Genomic DNA, 17,768 nt, shown 5'->3' on the forward strand with positions numbered 1-17,768 from the left:
TCCGTTCCTTCGTGGTGCGCCGGCTCAGCCGACCGACAGCTTCGAGCTGTCGTAGCCGGCCGGGAGGAGGTTGTCGGTGATCGACGAGACGTCGACCTTCTTGGTGATCTGGCCCGCCTCCAGGAAGGCGTCGGCGAGCTTCTGCTCCGCCGCGATGTCCGACTTCTCCACCGGGGTCACCCGGGTCTCGAAGGTCTCCAGGGACGTCTTGGCATCGTCCAAGGGGATGCCCTCCTCCTTGGAGATCGCCTCCGCGTACTTGTCCTCGTGCTTGATCGCCCACGCGAACTCGTGGGCCAGCCGCTTCAGGACATCGGTGAGAGCCGCCCGCTTGGTCTTGTCGTTCAGCGAACTCTCACTCGCGACGTAGTAGCTGCTCGTCTGGTCGATCGGGGGAAGACCCTTCGCCAGGATCCGTGCGCCGTTCTTCACCGCGATCGCCGACTGGGGGTTCCAGATCGACCAGGCGTCCACCTTGCCGGTGTTGAACGCCGTGGCGGCGGCTGCCGGGTCGAGGAAGACCAGCTTCACGTCCTTGGGGGTGAGGCCCGCGCTCTTGAGCGCGTTGAGTGCCAGACCGTGAGCCGAACTGCCCTGCGGCACAGCGAGCTTCTTGCCCTTGAGGTCCGCGAGTGTCTTCAGGGTCGAGCCCTTCGGCACGATGATGTTCTCGTTCGCCTGGGTGGGCCTGAGGGAACGGTTGACGGCGACGACCTTGAAGCCGTACTCCTTGGCGGCGCCGGTGATCGGCGGTACGTCGCCGACGCTGCCCAGGTCGATGTCACCCGACGCGGCCGCCTGCACGAGCGGCGGGCCGTAGGTGAAGCGGGCGAACTTCACCTTGTAGGGCGCGTTGTCGAACACACCGGTGATCTTCGCCAGTTCCTGGCTGCCGTCACCGCCGTTGTCCCCGATGGTGAAGGTGTACTTCTTCCACTCGGGGTGACTGCCGGCACCCGATCCGCCGGCGCTGCTCAGGGGCGCGGCGGCCTCCGACGTCGATGCGCAGGCCACGAGGGTGCTCCCGAGGGCGAGCAGGCCGAGGGCGGCGACGATTCGGGAGGATCTTCTGGACATGGGTTCTCACGTGCTTTCTGTGCTGTCGTATGAGAAGTCGGGGGGTGTGGTGTGGGACGTCAGTGCTGGTTGGCCAGACCGAGGTCTTCCAGGAGCGCGGAGCGCAGCTCCTCCCGCGCGATGCTGGCCTCGCGGTCGGCGGCCGACAGCTCGACGAGGTGGGAGGTGCCGATGCGTCCGTTGCTCATGACGACGACGCGGTCGGCCAGCGCGATCGCCTCGTCGACGTCGTGGGTGACGAGCAGCATGGCCGCGTGGTGCCTGCTCCGCAGCGCTCGTACGAGGTCGTGCATACGCAGCCGCGTGATCGCGTCGAGCGCCGCGAACGGTTCGTCCAGCAGCACGAGTTCGGGCTCCGAGACGAGCGCGCGCGCCAGCGACACACGCTGGGCCTCACCGCCGGAGAGCTCCTTGGGCCATGCCTTCTCGCGGCCCGAGAGTCCGACCTCGGCGAGCACGTCGAGGGCCCGCCGGTCGGCGTCCGGTCCGTGCAGGCCGAGGGTGACGTTGCGCAGCACCCGCTGCCAGGGCAGCAGCCGGTCGGCCTGGAACACGATCGCCCGCCTGGCCGGGACCTCCACCCGCCCGCCGTCGGGCCGGTCCAGCCCGGCCAGCAACCTGAGGAGGGTGCTCTTGCCGCAGCCGGAGGGGCCCAGAAGGACCACCAGTTCCTCGTCGGCGATGGTCAGGTCCAGGTGGTCGAGGACGATCCTGTCCCCGAACCGGCGGACGACCTGTTCGGCGACGGCGCCGGTCTGTCGGCGGGGCCGTGTGCCGTGGGGAGCGACCGTGGTGCTCATGCTGCCTCATAACTGGGGCGCCACCGCAGCAGCACCCGTTCGAGAACCCGGACGAACTGGTCGGCGAGCAGGCCGAGGAGCGAGTAGATGACGAGCCCCACGAACACCTGGCCGGTCTGTAGGTACGTCTGCCCCTGGGTGATGAGGAAGCCGAGACCCTTGTCGGCGTTGACCGTCTCGGCGGCCACGAGACCCAGGACGCTGTAGGCGAGGGAGAAGCGGAGCCCGACCAGGAACCCCGGCACGGCTCCGGGCACCAGCACCCGCGTCACGAGGCGCCAGGTGCCCGCACCCGTCGTCCGCGTCATCTCGATCAGACGCTGGTCGACACCGCGGATCGCGGCGAAGAGGTTGACGTACATCGGGACACCGGCGCCGAAGGAGATCAGCAGCACCTTCGTGAGTTCGTCGATGCCGAACCACACGATCATCAGTGGCAGCACCGCCAGCAGCGGGATCGTGTTCAGGATCTGCACAACGCCGTTGAACAGGTACTCGCCGCTGCGCAGCAGCCCGCCCAGTACCCCGGCGACGATGCCCACCGTCAGACCGATCGCGAGACCGATGCCGGCCCGTTGCAGTGAGATGGCCAAGTCCGGCCCGAGGACGCCCTGTCGCCACAGGTCGACGGCGGACTTGACGATCGAGGTCGGCGCCGGAGCGTAGGTCTTCTTCAGCACGCCGGCCCTGGCCAGGGTCTCCCAGGCGAACAGGATCACGACCGGAGTGGTGTAGATGCCCAAGGGCCAGCGCAGGCGCTCGCGAAGGGTGCGGAACAGGGTCCGGCGGCGGGCGTCGCGCGGCAGGAAGACCTCGCGCGCGGGCGCACTCGTCGTCTCGGCGACCGGCGAGCCGACGGCCGGCCTCCTGAGGCTGACCTCGGTCATGCCGCCACCTCCAGCACCTTGCTGTAGTGCGAGGCGTCACCGACGAGTTGCTCGCTGCGGCGGCCGTCGACACCGGCCGGCACGTCTCCGGCAACCGTCACACGATTGAGGCGGCGCGGGTGGTCGTCGTAGTTGTCCACCCCGTAGTGCTGGGTGATCCTGTTGTCGAAGATCAGCAGCTGGCCGGGGGCCCAGGTCCAGCGCAGGATGTTCTCCGGGCGGGTCACGTACGACTGAAGGATGCGCAGCAGATCCGCCGAGTCGCTGCTCGACAGACCGACGATCCGCTTGGCGAACCCGCCGATGAAAAGCCCGCGTTCGCCGGTCAGCGGGTGGACCCTTACGACGGGGTGCTCCGTTTCGTACGGCGTCGAGACGAAGGCCCGGTCGTACTCCTCACGCGATGCCGTCGTGGCCGAAGGGCGCGCGTAGTCGTACTGGTTGGTGTGTACGACGCGCAGTGAGTCCGCGAGGGCGCGGAGCGGCTCGGGCAGGTCATGGTAGGCCGCTGCCGCGTTCGCGATGAGCGTCTCGCCGCCGTACGGCGCGGTCACGATGGACCGGAGCGTCGTCAGCTGCGGTGGATTGAGCACGAAGGTGACATCCGTGTGCCACTCGTTCGCCTTCGATGTCTCACTGTCGACGGCGAGTACGTTCGTCGTGCCGTCGGCGGCCGGGACATTGGGGTGCGCGGTTGTCAGGTCGCCGAACCACCCGGCCACACGCTCCTGAGCGGCGTTGTCGAGATTCACGTCGCCGAACACGATCGCCTTGTGCTCGTTGAGAGCATGACGGAGCGTCGTGATCGTCGAGGGATCGGGGTGCGCAGAGAAGTCGACGCCCTCGACGAGCGCGCCGATACGGCTCGTGAGCTTGCGAATGGTCGGAGGCATGAAAAGGTCCCTCTCGAGGAATTGGGCGCACTGCCGGTGCTGAGAGTCGGAGTGAACGAGTGAGCGGGGCAGAGGTGAGGCATCACGAAGCCGGCACCCCGTCCGGCCGTGAGGCGTGTCCGACGACTACGCGAGGAGTGCCGGGCGAAGGTCAAGCTGTGCGGAGAAGGTCGTGCGACCGCACCGGTCAACGCACGCCGGCCGAGGTGTCCTACGCAAGTTCCGCCGCGATTGCGTCACTTGCGTGACAGGCCTTCGCCCGCAGCCGACGGCACATCCCCTCGCAGGGCTCGACTCGTGCCGCGCACACCTCTCCCCCAGAGGGAGAGCAGGAGCGCAGAGGCGAGCTACGGAAGAGGGCAGCCGCGCGGCGGATACGACGGGGAAGTACGCCTTCGGCGCACACCAGTCGCTGTCGAGGCCCGCTGGACGGATCGGCTACACGCCTTTTGGATCAACGACAACAGAACGCGCTGGAGACATGCGCCAGATCGATGTGGCGCCTCCGAGTCAAATCCACGCGCGGGTTCATGAACGTGAGTTCAGCAGATGCCGACCTCGCCGGTCAATGAGTTCCGGCCAGGTCTCACATTGCGGATAGCCAAAACTCGCTCCGCCCCTTGGGAACGGAGCCGCGGACGATGCCCACGTGACGGCCACGACGGGCAGCTCAGGGAAGCGGGATCGAGCGCAGGGCGGGCTGGGCCCTCGGCTCGACGACACCATGGCCCGAGCGGCCTCCCGGCGCGACGAGCGCGGGGTGTTCGCCGCCCCTGGACTGCGGGTACGGCGGGGACATGCGCGCCGCGGCGGCTCCGGTCCCGTCCGGGCCGGCGTGCAGGTCGATCGTGATCACCCGTCCCCTGGTGTCGTCGTTGTCGGGGGTGAACGTCACGAACCGCCCACCGGACAACTCGGCTTCCTCCGTGGTGGTCTCGTAACCCCACAGCCTGCGGGGACGGTTGAGATCGTAGGCGCTCCAGGTACCGGCACCCGGATCCTCCGCACTGTCCTCGAACAGCACCAGCACACCGTCTGGCGAGATCACACCGCGTTCGGGCTTCATGCCCGTGTCCTCGGCGGTCCTGAGCGGTGCGAGCGTGGCCGGGTCGAGACGGCGGAGGGGCGGGAAGACGTCGCCGGCGGAAGAAGGGCTACCGGTGCACACCAGGTAGCCGCCGCCGGAGATCAGGTGCGGGCACTCGGTGCCCGGCGGGCTGGTCGCGACGCGCCTGCCGGTAGGGGCCTCGCGGGCGGTGACCTTCGTGCCGTCGGTGCTGTAGACCCGGCTGCCGAACGCGGCGATGCCTTCGTACGGGGTCGCGTCGACGGCCCTGTGCCACAGCGTCGTACCGTCGGACGCCCGGAAGGCGCCGAGGGCGATGTTCGTGTAGCCCTTGGTCCGCACGGCGTCGCTCTTGGCGTCGAGGGCGTAGACGACGCCGTCCGCCGCGGCCATGCCGAGGTAGGAACGGGTGGAGGGCAGCCGGTGGGTCCAGGCCTCCTTTCCCGTGCGCAGATTCGCGGCGCGCAGCGTGTGACCGCCGCTGGTGGCGGCACGTTCGTCGGCTGCGTCGAGGACGAGCCCGCCGTTCTTTCCGCCGCCACCGGTGGCGACCGTCCAGGTGATCGCGCCGGTGGCCCGGGAGACCCCGACGAGGCCGTCGGGGGCGGTGCTGCACACGACCTGGTGGCTCGTGGCGCCACAGAATCCGGACGCCTCCTGGCGGGTGATGGACTTCGTCCATGCCCGCCACGGACCGTCGACGGCCACCGAGGTGTGCGCCGTGGAGGGGGCGGGCTGCGCGGTGCCCGTACCGGAGCACCCGGCGATCAACGCCACGCCCGCCGACAACGCCATCCATCGCATCCGCCGCATGCCAACTCCCCCCGTAGCCATGTTCCCAGAGACGACCGATTGCGGCGGCCGATGGTTGTACAGCGTCAGACACCCGCGAGAACAGACCGTGCGAATGTGACCGGGCTCGTCCGGTCCGAACCTGGCGCGGATGCGGTCACCGACCTCTTCGGCGATCAGGTGCGCAACGATCGGGAACAGCGAACGGCGGCTCCGCCGGACGGGCACCGAGGTACCGGTGTCCACGGCGGAGCCGTCGGTCATGTCCCGTGACCCGGTGGGGAGTGGTCGGAGTTCCGAGCGCTCCCCACGGCTTTCAGGAGCGGCGGCGTCGGCCGGCGGCGTACAGTGTTCCCGCTCCTGCGGCGACCACTACGGCGGCGGCTCCGGCGATCAGCCCGACCGGTGCGCTCGCTCCCGTCTCCGCGAGCGGCGGTGTGCTCTCGCTCGGCGAGGGTGTCGGAGTCGTGGGTGGGGTCGACTCCTGCGGCGGTACGTCCGAGTCGGTGGGGGGCGTGGTGGATGTGCCGGGGCTCGTGGGGGGCTTCGACTGCCCGGCCGGGGGTTCACTGCTCGCGGGAGTCGTGGGCGTCGAGGGCGTGGCGGGGGTCGACTCCGACGGGGGCGCCGCGGGCGAGCTCGGCTGCGTCGGAGCGCAGGGCTTCTCGCCGCCGTTCCACGCCGCGATGAGGTGGAACGGCGTGACGACGTTGTCTGGCTGGTAGGGGGCGGGGCCGTGGCCTTCTCCCGTGCCGCCGTCGTAGGTGACGTCGTCGCCGTAGAGGTCGATCTGGCCGTAGCAGTCCGGTGTCTTCACCCCCAGTTTCTGCCAGGTGCGCTTCTCGTCGCCTGCGCCGGCGACATCGGCGGCGGTGAGGTACACGGTGCTCTTGTCGGTGAGGGTCTGGTGGCCCGAGGTGTACCAGTTCGGGCCTTCGGTGGTGTATTCGGCCAGCGAGACGGGGTATTTGCAGCTGTCGCCGACGCTCTGGCCGGGGGCCAGTCGGACCTCAACGGTTCCGGGCATGGTGTCCCAGCTGTGGAATCCCCCCTGCGAGGTCCAGTCCGCGCCCACGGTCTTGCCGTCGGCGTCGACGATGCGGTACTGGACTGTGGCGGACTCGCATGCCCCGCCCTCGGTGGCATGAGCGCTGCCCGCGGTGAGCACAGGCACGGCGGCGGTGAAAGCGGTTGCGGTGAATACCGCAGCGATTCTTGGTTGGCGCAAACGCGACAAGGTTGACCTCTGGCGGATCGAAGTGTGGGAGGTGGCTTCGACGAGTGGAGGCGGCCAAATCGACGGGAAGCGCACCGCGATGTGCCCATGACGCCACTCGTGTCACTCCGCTCGCTCCAGGCGCAGCGAAGTAGAGCGGATTCTCGCCGGTCTTCACAGCTCCCGTCAATTCTTCACATCCTCAACATGCCTCCATCAAGCCGGAGTTCACCCGGGGCAGCACTGTCACCGCGCCTTCGTGACCGCGCGGGGCCGGGCCGCCCTTCGACGATCCTGGCGTGTGAGAGCGGACCGGTCGGGCCGGGCGGGATGTCTACCGCGTAACTCCCGTACTCAAAGCGTCTGTTCGAGTAGTGGGTGAGTAGATGTACTCATGCCCGGGGATGGCCGCGTGCCACACCATGGACACAGCACGCAGGGGGCAAGCGCAGGCCCGGCTTCCCACCCGCTCTCACTTTCACGCTGATTCGTCCTTGGGGGATTCACATGTCCGCACGTCTGGTTCTTTCTTCACTCGCGGGTGTCGCCGTTCTGGGCGGTGTGGCCGCCGCCACCGTCGCCCTGGTCGGCACGGCCGATGCCGCCGCCGCACGTCCGACGATCGACAAGGCCACGGCCACCTCGGTGGTACTGGGGGCCGACAGCACCGAGAGCTTCACGTTCACCGCGACCGCGAGCGACGACTCCGGCATCAAGAGCGTGAAGGTGCTTGCCTGGCCGAAGAGTTCGAAGCTCGACCCGAAGGCGGCCGAGATGAAGGACGTGGAGAGCGCCAGCTGCGAGGCGACCTCGAAGAAGACCTCGGTGTGCACCTACAGCTTGCCGATCGAGCCGAGCAAGGAATCCACCACCGTGCCCACCGGAACCTGGAACATGGCGGTCCTGGTCACCGCGAAGGACGGCGACACGACCTACTCCGCCAAGGCGTCGACATTCACGGTGACGCGCGGAAACGGCTGAGGAACGAGGTGCGAACGGCCGCCATGCGGGCGCACGGCGGCCACATCACTTCATCAGCCATCGAATAGCGACAAAATCCTCGCATCGCCCATGCGCTTCCCAGCCGCGCGGAACACTCCACGGACCTATGCGACGTGGAGGTACTGCGTGCTGCACCCACCCCCCGGAGACGAGCAACAGCTCGTCCTGCCGGCCGGCTTCGACAAGGTCGTCCAGGCCATCGACCGCTACGTCGCCGACCGGCAGACCGGCAGGCCGCGCCTGGCACAGTCCCGCGGGCACCGGCTGCCGGCCCTCCTGCTCGCCCGCGAACCGGACGGCACAACGGCGGCAGGCACCGCCGCCGCCGGGCCGGATCCAGCACTCACCCCACTCGTACTGGCCTACCGGCAACGCCTGGTGTCCTCCGCAAACGAGCCGGACCGGTATCTGGCCAGCCTCGCGCCGCACGCGGTCGTCGACGACGCACGGCTCGCACGCACCGGCCCGCAGGAGGACCCCGCGGGCGCCCCGCACGTGCGGCTGCTGGAGGACGTGGCATTCCAACTCCGCGCCTCCATGCCCGAGGGAGCCGGACCCTTGCGGCTGCCCGAGTTCGACACCTGCCTGGCAGTCCTGCGCGCCGTCCTCCCGCCCGGCGCGGAAGAGGAACGCCAGGCCCTGCAGAGCGTGCTCTGCGACCGGTTCACCCAGAGATTCCAGGCTCCCCCCAACGCGGCGCGGCTCGGCGACGCCGTCGGCGGGAGATGGGGAGCGCTGCTCCGGCTGCTGACCGTCGTACCGGCCGGCTGGCTGTGGCGTAAGTGGTACGGCATGCGGGTCGACCGGCATCACCCGTGGGTGGGCCGCATGCTGAACCAGGCCGGACGCAGCTTCCTCAACGCGGCGTCGGCCCTGCGCGCGGCACACCAGCACACGCTCGCCCAGGACCCGGCGGAGCCCGGTCACCCGGAGGCGGCGGCCCTGGCTGTCCGCGACGAGGCGGTGGTCCGCCAGATCCTGCTCACCGCGCTGATCCGGGACCTGGTCAAAGCGGCACGGCCCCGGGTGTGGAGCCGGCGCCGCCCCAGGCGGCGGTGGGCCTTCGTTCTGCTCCTGCCGACCGTGGGCGGTGAGGGATCGGCCTGCCGCAAGTTCCTGGACACCTACGCCGCCGTCGTCCGCGACACCGGCACCAGCCCCCTGCTCGTGCTGGGCGCCGCCACCGCCGAACTCCCCTCCTACGCCGCCGGGCCGCTCCGCCCGGTCCTGCCGGCGCAGCAGCGCGCCATCCCCGACGCCCGCCGCGCCGAAGGGGCACTGGCCGCACTGTTCGCGGCGGTGGTCGCGGGCCGGGCCACCGAGGCCGTGCAGGTGCTGGCCCTGCCGCGCACCGACGACGACGGCACGGCCAAGGACTGGCTGGCCGTCCACCGCGCCGTGAAGTCCCAGCGCCCCCGCGCCCTGGACTGGGCGCGTCCGGTGGCCGCCGTCACCGCCGCGGCGCTGCTGTGCACCGGCGGCTTCCTCCTGTCCCGGGCACTGGTGGAGCACTTCTTCGGCGCACACTCCCCCGCCCCCCGTCCTGTCGCCGCTTCTTCCTCCTGCCGGCACGTGCCGAGCGGGGAGGTGGTCGGTCTCACCGACGGCACCGACGGCTGCGACCTCGCCCACGGCCTGTACGCACCGGACCTGAGGAAGCTGGAGCAGACCCTCGGCCACCAGAACGCACAGGTGGACACCAGCCGGCCGTATCGCAGTCTCGTCTTCTTCGCGCCGCTGAGCGTGGGCTCGGAGTCCAAACGCACCGTGCCCACCGGTTTCCAGATGCTGCGCGGCGCTCTGCTCGCCCAGAAGCAGGTCAACGACGGCCACCGCAAGTCGCAGGTGCCCGTGCGGCTGCTCATCGCCAACGCCGGCGAATACTTCCGCTACGGCTCACGCACCGCAGCCGGCACCACCGCCGACGGCGGCCACTCCGGCGTGGACGTCGCGCAGATCATCATCGACCGGGCGGAACGGGACCACATCGCGGCCGTCATCGGCCTCACCCAGAGCCGCCCGGAATCCCAGCAGGCCGCCATCGAACTCGGGGCCCGAGGCATCACCGTCCTCGGCACCGGCGTCTCCGGGCAGCGCATGGTCCAGGGCGCCTCACCCGTGTCGTACTTCCAGCTCTCACCACCCGACTCACGCATCGCGGCGGTGGTGGCCGCCTTCGCCCGCCACTCGCCCCGGCTGCAGCCCATGGCCGCACCCGCCCCCGGAGCCCTCGGACCGGCCGCAGTCGTCGTCTTCGACCCGCAGGACACGTACTTCAGCGCCGACCTCGCCCACCGCTTCCAGTCCGCCTACCGCTCCACCGGGCTCGTGCGTCTGGTGCCCTACGGCGAGGTGGACGACGGCCGCCGCACACGAGCCGTCGCCGACACCGTCTGCACCCTGGTCCAGCGCACCAACGGATTCGTCTTCTACGCGGCCCGCTCCAGCGTCATGGAGGACCTGTTCCTCTACATGCAGCACAACCGGCAATGCCGCGCCCACCGGGGAGGTGTGGCGGTACTGGCGGAGAGCCCCGCCCCGGACCTGGTCCTGCATCCGAGCCTGATGCCGCAGAAGTACGGCGCCCTGACGCTCTTCTACAACCAGTTCAGCCTGCCGGCCCCCGACGGCCCGTTCGCCAAGACCTTCCGCGAGGCCTTCGGCCTGTCCGCCGAGAACGACTCCGCGGTCGGCCACGACGCCGTCAACATCCTCTCCGAGGCCATGGACGCCATCTTCACCACGGACCGCTCCTTCTCCCCCAGCGCACTCGTCACCTACCTGCAGGATCCCGGCGTCCCCGAGTACGTCGGAGAGTCCGGGGTCATCACCCTGGACGGCAGCCACAACTACCCCCCGAACAAGGAGATCCACATCCGCGAGATCACCCCCACAGGCACCAAGATCACCGACCTGACCTGCGGAATCCTGGCCGACGGCGCACAATCCGTCACCCACTGGGGCCCCGACGACAGCTACACCTGCCCGGTGGACGACGCCTCCTCATGACAAACCGCCCCGGTCCGGGCAGGCCGCGGCCGGCCCGGACCGGGAGGGGCCGAGCGGGCGAAGGGGACGCTCGACTCAACGATCAGACGGCCGGATCGGGCATGATCTCCCGGACCTCCTGCGCACAGCGGCACGCGGCAGCGAGCCTGGCAGCCCACTCCAGTGTGGGTGACGTGTGCTGGTTCCTGCGGTAGGCCCGTGCTGGGCGGAACGCACAGGTGGCGGACTGACCGCGGAGCGGCGGCCGTTGCGCGAGCGGATCCGGCAACGAGCCGGCCAGTCAGTTTTCCAGGCGGACAGGCATCAGTATCGAGAAGGTGTCCTCGGCATCGGTCCGGCGGATCGCCAGGGGTGCTGTGGGGGCGCCGACCTCCAGAATCAGCTGGTCCCGAGCCCCGGCGGCGAGGGCATGCAGCAAGAACTCGCGATTGACGGCGATGTTGCCCTGGCCGTCGTCGCCGTCTTCACAGACGCACACCGTCCCGTCACCCGCGATCTTGAGCACGCTGAGCTCACAGGCCACGCCGTCCTGCTCGCGCACCTCACTGACGCGGACGGGGCCGGTTTCCACCGCCGTCCTGAAAGCACGGACATCCACGAGCGCACGGTGCCCTGCCGGCAGGCGGATGAGGCGACGGTAGTCAGGGAAGTCGTGATCGAGAACCTGACCGGCCGCCTGACGGTCCCCTGCCTCCAAGGCCACCCGATCGCCATCCACAGTGAACTGGACGGCTGCGTCGTCACTGAGCAGCGCTCGCATCGCGTCGGCGAGCGGAGACGGCACGATCACCTGCGTACGGGGCCCGCCATGCCCGGTGACACCTGCTTGTGCGATCGCCATCCGGTACCGGTCGGTGGCCACGACATGGAGCGTCTCGTCCTCGATGTCGAACAGGACGCCGCCGAGCATCGGCAGCTCCGGGTCGGTACTGGCGGCGAAGCGGACGGCGTCCAATGCGGCGGCCAACTCAGCCGTAGAGACGGCCAATCGGACAGTACTGGCGGTGCGGAGCAAAGTCATGGGATTCTCCCTGCGTTCGAGTAGCGCTCGGACCGCGGAGAACTCGATGCGGGCATCGGACAGCCCCAGTTCGAGACGGCGCAGATGCGTCTGAAGCAGCTTCCGCACCAGGTCGGTGTCCTCACCGGACGATCCGGCCAGCACCAGCCGGATGTCCGCCAACGGCATACCGGCCCGGCGCAACCGGGCCAGCAGGCGGGCCTCTTCGAGCTGCTGTGAGCCGTACCAGCGATAGCCGCTCACCGGATCCACCCAGGCCGGGACCAGCACGCCGGCACCGTCGTAGAACCGCAGGGCGCTCACGCTCAGTCCACTGTCCCGGGCCATCTCACCAATACCGCGCATCTCGCTCTCCACACCCAAGACCCTGAGCCCTCCACCAAGTCGAGGGTCAACCCCAGCCGTCCGGCAGACCCGTATGTCCGTCCGCGCACGGTGTGGCCGGCACCTCGCTTTCACCCGCAGGTACACCCCTGGGGGTAGGCGGGCAACCACCCTGGTTGCAGGAGCAGTTCAACCCACAGTTGGGCGTAAGGGAGCAGCACTTGCGACTAGCGTTCCACGCACCCCAGGCCAACATCGCGTCGGGTAACGGGCGCGGTTTCCTGAACCCCGCTGGGCCGGGGCCCGTGCACAGTCACCGAAAGAGGAGACATCCGTGAGTGTACGTACGAAGCAAGCCCAGCTGGCCGCCGGCACCATCGGCGCGCTCGCCGCCTTCACGCTCGTGCTGAGCGCCTCACCCGCCTCCGCGAGCAATTCCTACAACGGCCGTGCCTACGTCTACGGCGCGGCGGCCTGGACCCCGACGACTGGAACGACGAAGGAATCCTGTCGACCAGCTCGAACACGTCCTCCAATGCCACCTGCCTGTGGCAGAAGATCCTGTGGGCAGACGGTCTCCTCTCCTCCTCGGCCATCGACGGCGTCTTCGGTGCCGGCACCAAGACCGCGACCGAGACCTGGCAGAGAGAGCGGAGCCAGCCGGTTGACGGGGTGGTTGGCAAGGACACCTTCAGGTTCGCGTCGTACAACGTGGCGGATAATGATCAGAGTGGTGCCGTCGACCACTACAACGGCTCCACGTACCACATCAACATGACCCGTGACAGTGAGGGCCGGTACAACTTCTACGACGGCGACGGCAACGCCCGGCTCGCCGGCTACGACTACCGGACCTGCAGCTGACACCTCGCCACCCGACAGTCGCCAGACGCTCGGCCACCGTCCCAGGCCGCCGAGCCCATCTGCCGCGAGGAGTACGACGGGGATCGCGGTCGCTCGACCCAGCATGACAGAGCGGTTCGCTTGACAGACCCACCCAGCACCTCACCTGACGTCGACGAAGTCACCGGCTGCCGTTGACGAGCCGGTGGTGACGGTGCCAGGGAAGGCGAAACGGAAATAGCCGTCGGTCCTGGCCTTCGTGGTGGTCTTCAGCGCGCCTCCGCTGCCGCTGGTGATGGTCTTCAGGGTGGTGTAGGTGGTGCTGCCCTTCTTGCGGAACTGCAGGTTGACCGATCGGCCCTGGTAGCCGGTGTAGGTGCCGCTCTCCCAGTTCGCGCGGGTCAGCTTGCCGGTGACCGTGATGGTCTTGCCCTTCTGTACCGGCTCGGGTGAGGCGTTGACTGTCAGCTTGGCGTACCGCTTGAACTGCGCCGTGCCGGCGGCGTCGATCTCTGTCCAGTCGTCGCTGGCATCCTGCGCTCCGGCGAGCACCTTCCAGGTGCCGGCGAGGCCGTTGTGGCCGAAGCTCCGCGCGGCGTCCACGCCGAAGCTCACCGTGCAGGCGGACGTGGTGGGGTCGGTGGGCGACACGGTGCACGTGCCTGCCGGTGCGTAGTACGGCAGTACGCCGTCGGCGTCGTCGGTGTTGGGGCCGTGCCACAGGTAGGCCCACGACGCGGCGACGCCGTCCGGGTCCGTCGCTGTCCACGTGATGGTGATGGTCTTCCTGGTGGTCAGGCCGAGCACGATGTCCTCGCCGCCGTTGACGACGACGTTCGAGAACGTCGTGTCGCTGGGCGCGGCGGACCGGTCCGCCGCCTGGGCGGCTGCCGGAATCGATGCAGAAGCGGAAAGGGCAGTCGCAAGGCACACGACAGTGACGACAGGACGGATACGCATGGCATCCTCCTTCGGGGTCGTTGCTCGCCGTCTCGTCACGACGAGGCGTGATGGCTAGACTCGTAACTGCCGTGCAAGGTTGCCCAATTGCGGTGAGCGGCATTTTCGACTCGTGGCGGCGGCGCGACGGACGCCGAGCAGGGGCGATACGGGTGCGCCAAGGCCTCCGGCCCGGTTGAGTTCACCAGGACGGGCCGCCGGTGGGTCCTCCGACCACGACTGGTGGGTGTTCCGTCGGGCCGAATCCGCAGACCGCAGGAAGGAATGCGCCTTGCGTGCGCCCCCGGGGCCGGCGCGACGGCGACGGCAGTGCCGCCGCGACCGGCCGCCGGGACCGTACCGAGCTGACGTAGCTGCGGTAGCCGTTCAGCCGATGCGAGCTCCTGCACCGCTCACACGGACGCGCTGATCACCTGCGCGCAGCGTCACCGTCAGTTCGCCGGGGCGGCCCAGGTCTTCGCCCTGGTGCAGGAAGAGGACGGCGTCGTCGGGAACGAGGCCCAGTTCACGGGCGTACGCACCGAACGCGGCGGCAGCGGCCCCGGTCGCCGGGTCCTCGACGACGCCTCCGACGGGGAACGGGTCACGGACATGGAAGACGGTGGCCGACTCCCGCCACACCAACTGAACCGTGGTCAGGTCCAAGCGGTGCATGAGAGCTTCGAGGCGCGGGAAGTCGTACGCGAGGTCCGCGAGGCGAGCCCGGGTTGCCGCCGCGAGAACCAGGTGGCGGGCGCCGGCGAACGCGATACGGGGCGAGAAGGCCGGGTCGAGATCAGCGGCCGGCCAATCGAGCGCGGCGAGCGCCTCATCGAGGTCGGCGTCAGCGACCTCCTCGATGTACGGCTCGACACTGGTGAGGGTGGCCCGGACGGCGCCACTCTCCTCGGCCACCTCCACGGGCACCGTGCCGGCGCGCGTCGCGAACAGCAGCTCTCCGGGGCCGATGCGCTCGGCGAGCGCAACGGCGGCCGCGACGGTGGCGTGCCCACAGAACGGCACCTCGGCCTTGGGGCTGAAGTAGCGGATGCTGTACGCCCGTCCCTCCTGGCCGCCAAGGGCCGCCGGGGGCGCTGTCAGGAACGCGGACTCCGAGTATCCGAGCTCGGCGGCGATGGCCAGCATGTCGCTGTCGCCCAGGGCAGCGGCGTCGAGGACTACGCCGGCGAGGTTTCCGCCGTCGGGGGCGCTGGAGAAGGCGGTGTATCGCAGGACCTCGGGTCGCGGCACGTTCGTCGTCATGGCCATCAGAACGCGGGGCGTCGCCGCCGCTATTCCTGGCGCCGGTGGAGACGAGAACGTCGACCGACACCACAGCTCAGAACAGCTCTTGCTGCTCGGCGGACGCTACGGAACGCCGCCGCCCTGGCCGTGCCGCACCCTGTGTTGACATCTCATCGCCGAACAGTGGAGACGTGCCGCACTCGTCGGGCACCGCCGGGACGGCGGTCGGCCCGACGGGCACATCCAGGCGCAGTGGGGCGTCCCGGTCGAAGTCGTCCGGTGTCATACGCACCCAGTTCCGCCTGTGCTGCTCGCTCACTCGACTGCTCCCGTCGCAAGTCCTGACGCCCGCCTACCCTCTACCCTTCACCTTCCCTTCGTCCTCCCGCAGCGATCATGCGGCAGCCGACTTGGAACGCACGCTCGAGCAGGCGGGACACGTCGGGATCAGAAGTCGTGGGGATCGTGACTTCAGTCGCGCCCCGTATGTCGGCGTGACAGGAAGGAGTTCAGCGCCGTGTGGACGAGCCAGCCCGCCGCCGCGCCCACTCCGTACCAGAACAGGTCGGGCGGATTGAAAGTGGAACCGAGTACGAGGCGAGCGACGGAGCTGCGCTCGGAGAGTTCCGCCGGCACCTCGCTGAGCTGAAGGAACTCGACGACCCAACTGACCACCAGCGCGCTCCCGGCGGCCGTCACAGGCCTCACCCGTGGCACTATCAGGACGACAAGAGCCTGTATCAAGACGGTGTACAGCGCGTCTCCGCCGAACTTCGCCACGCTTCCTGCCGCTACTGCCCTGAGCCCCAGCCCCGCACCAGCGGTCACCACCATGGCGCCGACCGCCGCCAGACGGGTCCGCGCCGGATCGGCGGCGGCGCCGATGCCACCGTTGTCGGTTCCGTGGATGAGGGTCACGGGGTCATATTGCCGGATTGCCGGATGCCCGGTGGACGGCGGCAGCGGTCTTGCATGTGGCCCGCCCCATCCTGAATCGCAACGGCCGCGCCGGCAGAAGGCGCAGACCCACTGCCTCGCAGGGGCGCGGGCACCGCGACCGAAGGTGAACCGAGCGATGCCGGCGCCTACTCAGGTTGCTCACCACCCAGCCCGAGGTCGGCGGCGGACCGATCGCGTGACCGGCTACTGCACAAGCGGCGTCCTGGCGATGCGCACCGTCGCGGCCCGGTCCAGAGCGCCGGCCGGCACGCGCTTCCGGCTCAGCAGGACGTAGCGATCGCTGGCGCGTCGTGCCGAGTCGGTTCCGGAGTCATGTGCCATGACCTGCTGCCCAGGCCGTGCACATTGTTGGACCGCATCCCGTGTTCACCGTGGCCAGGAGGCCGTCCGATGTCCGCAGGAACGGTGACGCCGGCGCTCGCGGGCCCTTTCGCTGTCGAGTCGCCCCTGGGGCGGGCAGCGGCGACGATGAAGACAGGGCCCTGGCGGTTCTACGGTCGGCTGGCCGGAAGGAGGGCCGGATGACCCTTTCAGCGGAGCTGCGCGGCCTCCTGCCGCTGCGCCCGGTCGGGCTGCTGACCCGCCCTGCCGATGTTCTGACCGCCCGTCGGCTCACGGCATCCCTCCGGGTCGGCGGCGTCGCCTACGGGGATCCGAGGGGTGCGCGACGGACGTTCTCCGACCTGCTGGTGTTCCGCCTGGACGGTGACGGCGTAGGGCCCGTCGTGGTCAAGCATCCTCGCAGTTCTCGCGCGGTCACGTCGCTGACGCGGGAATGTGATGCCGTCCGGTGCCTGCTGGGTGACGAGCGTCTTGGCGCATGGCGGCGGCTGCTGCCCGTCGTGGACCAGTGCCGCCTTGAAGGGCCGCTACCCCTCGTGGTGGAGCGCGCTCTGCCCGGCGTCGAGGGCGACAGACTGCTGCGGTATCGCCCGGCACTGGCCCGCCGGGTCGCGGTGTCCGCGCTTGGCACCATCGGTGAGGTGCACCAGGCCACCGGACGGGCGGAGGACGTGACGGGGCGGGTGGGTGACTGGGTTGATCCTCAGTTGGCCGCCCTCACCGCGGAAGTGGGGTGGTGCCGCCGGGGCAGAGGCGCGGACGGCGTGACGGTGCTGCGCCACCGCCTGGTGCGCGCGCTGGAGGGCCGCCGGCTGCTGGTGGCATGGACGCACGGCGACTTTCACCCCGGCAACGTGCTGCTGACGGGGCCGCAGGGGACTCTGTGCGGGGTGATCGACTGGGCCGGTGCCCTGCCCGATGGTCCGGCGGCGCTCGACTGCCACACCTTCGTCCTGACCCTTCGGCATCAGCTCGGCGGGCGGCAGTTGGGGCGGATCGTCGCCGACACGGTGCGGCGCGGCTCCCTGCTGCCCGCCGACCAGCGTCTCCTCAAAGAGGCGGGTGCACTGGTTGCGGACGCCGAGGGTGAGATCGCGATGACGCTGCTGACCTGGCTGTGGCATGTCGCGGGCAACGTGACGAAGTCGGGCCGGTACGGGCGCAGCCGCCGCTGGATCGGTGAGAACGTCGTGCCCGTACTGGCCGAGGTGGCCGCGGACGAGACGTCCGCGCGCGGACTCCGTGGCCGGGCGGTGGGAGCGTCGGGGCGGTGAACGCGGCGGGCGAGCGGGGGTCCGCACCGTCCGGGCTCTGCGCCGGGGTGGCGATCGCCTGGGATGCCTGCCCGATTC

General features: G+C 69.6%; 14 protein-coding genes. 4 read left to right on the forward strand and 10 right to left on the reverse strand.

The annotated features are described in order from the left end of the window. Window positions 1–24: 24 nt before the first annotated feature. From OG985_RS05535 to OG985_RS05560, 6 genes are all read right to left on the reverse strand, one after another. Entirely contained in the window at window positions 25–1,077 is a 1,053-nt protein-coding gene (locus tag OG985_RS05535; protein WP_371667078.1) for an aliphatic sulfonate ABC transporter substrate-binding protein, read from the reverse strand. A 59-nt stretch (window positions 1,078–1,136) separates the two neighbouring features. Further along, window positions 1,137–1,877, reverse strand: a complete 741-nt coding sequence (locus OG985_RS05540; protein WP_371667079.1) for an ABC transporter ATP-binding protein — start codon at window positions 1,875–1,877, stop codon at window positions 1,137–1,139. After that, window positions 1,874–2,764 (reverse strand): ABC transporter permease, encoded by an 891-nt coding sequence (locus OG985_RS05545; RefSeq protein WP_371667080.1) that lies wholly within the window; start codon window positions 2,762–2,764, stop codon window positions 1,874–1,876. Before OG985_RS05545 ends, OG985_RS05540 begins: the two co-directional genes overlap by 4 nt. After that, on the reverse strand, window positions 2,761–3,657 hold the full coding sequence (locus tag OG985_RS05550; protein WP_371667081.1) for a TauD/TfdA dioxygenase family protein: 897 nt from the start codon (window positions 3,655–3,657) through the stop codon (window positions 2,761–2,763). Before OG985_RS05550 ends, OG985_RS05545 begins: the two co-directional genes overlap by 4 nt. A 670-nt stretch (window positions 3,658–4,327) precedes the next feature. Further along, window positions 4,328–5,536, reverse strand: coding sequence for a PQQ-binding-like beta-propeller repeat protein (locus OG985_RS05555; protein ID WP_371667082.1), 1,209 nt, complete (start codon window positions 5,534–5,536; stop codon window positions 4,328–4,330). Window positions 5,537–5,831: 295 nt separating this feature from the next. Next, window positions 5,832–6,689: a hypothetical protein gene (locus OG985_RS05560; RefSeq protein ID WP_371667083.1), complete on the reverse strand. Its 858-nt coding sequence runs from the start codon at window positions 6,687–6,689 to the stop codon at window positions 5,832–5,834. Window positions 6,690–7,238: 549 nt separating this feature from the next. On the opposite strand from OG985_RS05560, the gene OG985_RS05565 reads away from it, so the two are divergent. Both OG985_RS05565 and OG985_RS05570 read left to right on the forward strand, forming a co-directional pair. Then, complete coding sequence (locus OG985_RS05565; protein WP_371667084.1) at window positions 7,239–7,712, forward strand: DUF5707 domain-containing protein; 474 nt, start codon at window positions 7,239–7,241, stop codon at window positions 7,710–7,712. Between the two features lie 147 nt (window positions 7,713–7,859). Then, window positions 7,860–10,742 (forward strand): hypothetical protein, encoded by a 2,883-nt coding sequence (locus tag OG985_RS05570; protein ID WP_371667085.1) that lies wholly within the window; start codon window positions 7,860–7,862, stop codon window positions 10,740–10,742. Window positions 10,743–11,022: 280 nt separating this feature from the next. On the opposite strand, the gene OG985_RS05575 is transcribed toward OG985_RS05570, so the two are convergent. Continuing rightward, window positions 11,023–12,120, reverse strand: coding sequence for a MerR family transcriptional regulator (locus OG985_RS05575; protein WP_371667086.1), 1,098 nt, complete (start codon window positions 12,118–12,120; stop codon window positions 11,023–11,025). Between the two features lie 639 nt (window positions 12,121–12,759). Here OG985_RS05575 and OG985_RS05580 point away from each other — a divergent pair. Beyond that, a complete protein-coding gene (locus tag OG985_RS05580; protein WP_371667087.1) occupies window positions 12,760–12,951 on the forward strand; it encodes a hypothetical protein in 192 nt (63 codons plus the stop codon). 141 nt (window positions 12,952–13,092) lie between these two features. Here OG985_RS05580 and OG985_RS05585 read toward each other — a convergent pair whose 3' ends face one another. The 3 genes from OG985_RS05585 to OG985_RS05595 form a co-directional block, all read right to left on the reverse strand. Next, window positions 13,093–13,890, reverse strand: a complete 798-nt coding sequence (locus OG985_RS05585; RefSeq protein ID WP_371667088.1) for a hypothetical protein — start codon at window positions 13,888–13,890, stop codon at window positions 13,093–13,095. Between the two features lie 366 nt (window positions 13,891–14,256). After that, window positions 14,257–15,132 (reverse strand): PhzF family phenazine biosynthesis isomerase, encoded by an 876-nt coding sequence (locus OG985_RS05590; protein WP_371667089.1) that lies wholly within the window; start codon window positions 15,130–15,132, stop codon window positions 14,257–14,259. Window positions 15,133–15,585: 453 nt separating this feature from the next. Beyond that, entirely contained in the window at window positions 15,586–16,023 is a 438-nt protein-coding gene (locus tag OG985_RS05595) for a DUF2809 domain-containing protein (RefSeq protein WP_371674267.1), read from the reverse strand. Between the two features lie 572 nt (window positions 16,024–16,595). On the opposite strand from OG985_RS05595, the gene OG985_RS05600 reads away from it, so the two are divergent. Then, window positions 16,596–17,690, forward strand: coding sequence for a phosphotransferase family protein (locus OG985_RS05600; protein ID WP_371667090.1), 1,095 nt, complete (start codon window positions 16,596–16,598; stop codon window positions 17,688–17,690). Window positions 17,691–17,768: the final 78 nt, after the last annotated feature.

Source organism: Streptomyces sp. NBC_00289 (assembly GCF_041435115.1).
Taxonomy (GTDB): Bacteria; Actinomycetota; Actinomycetes; order Streptomycetales; family Streptomycetaceae; genus Streptomyces.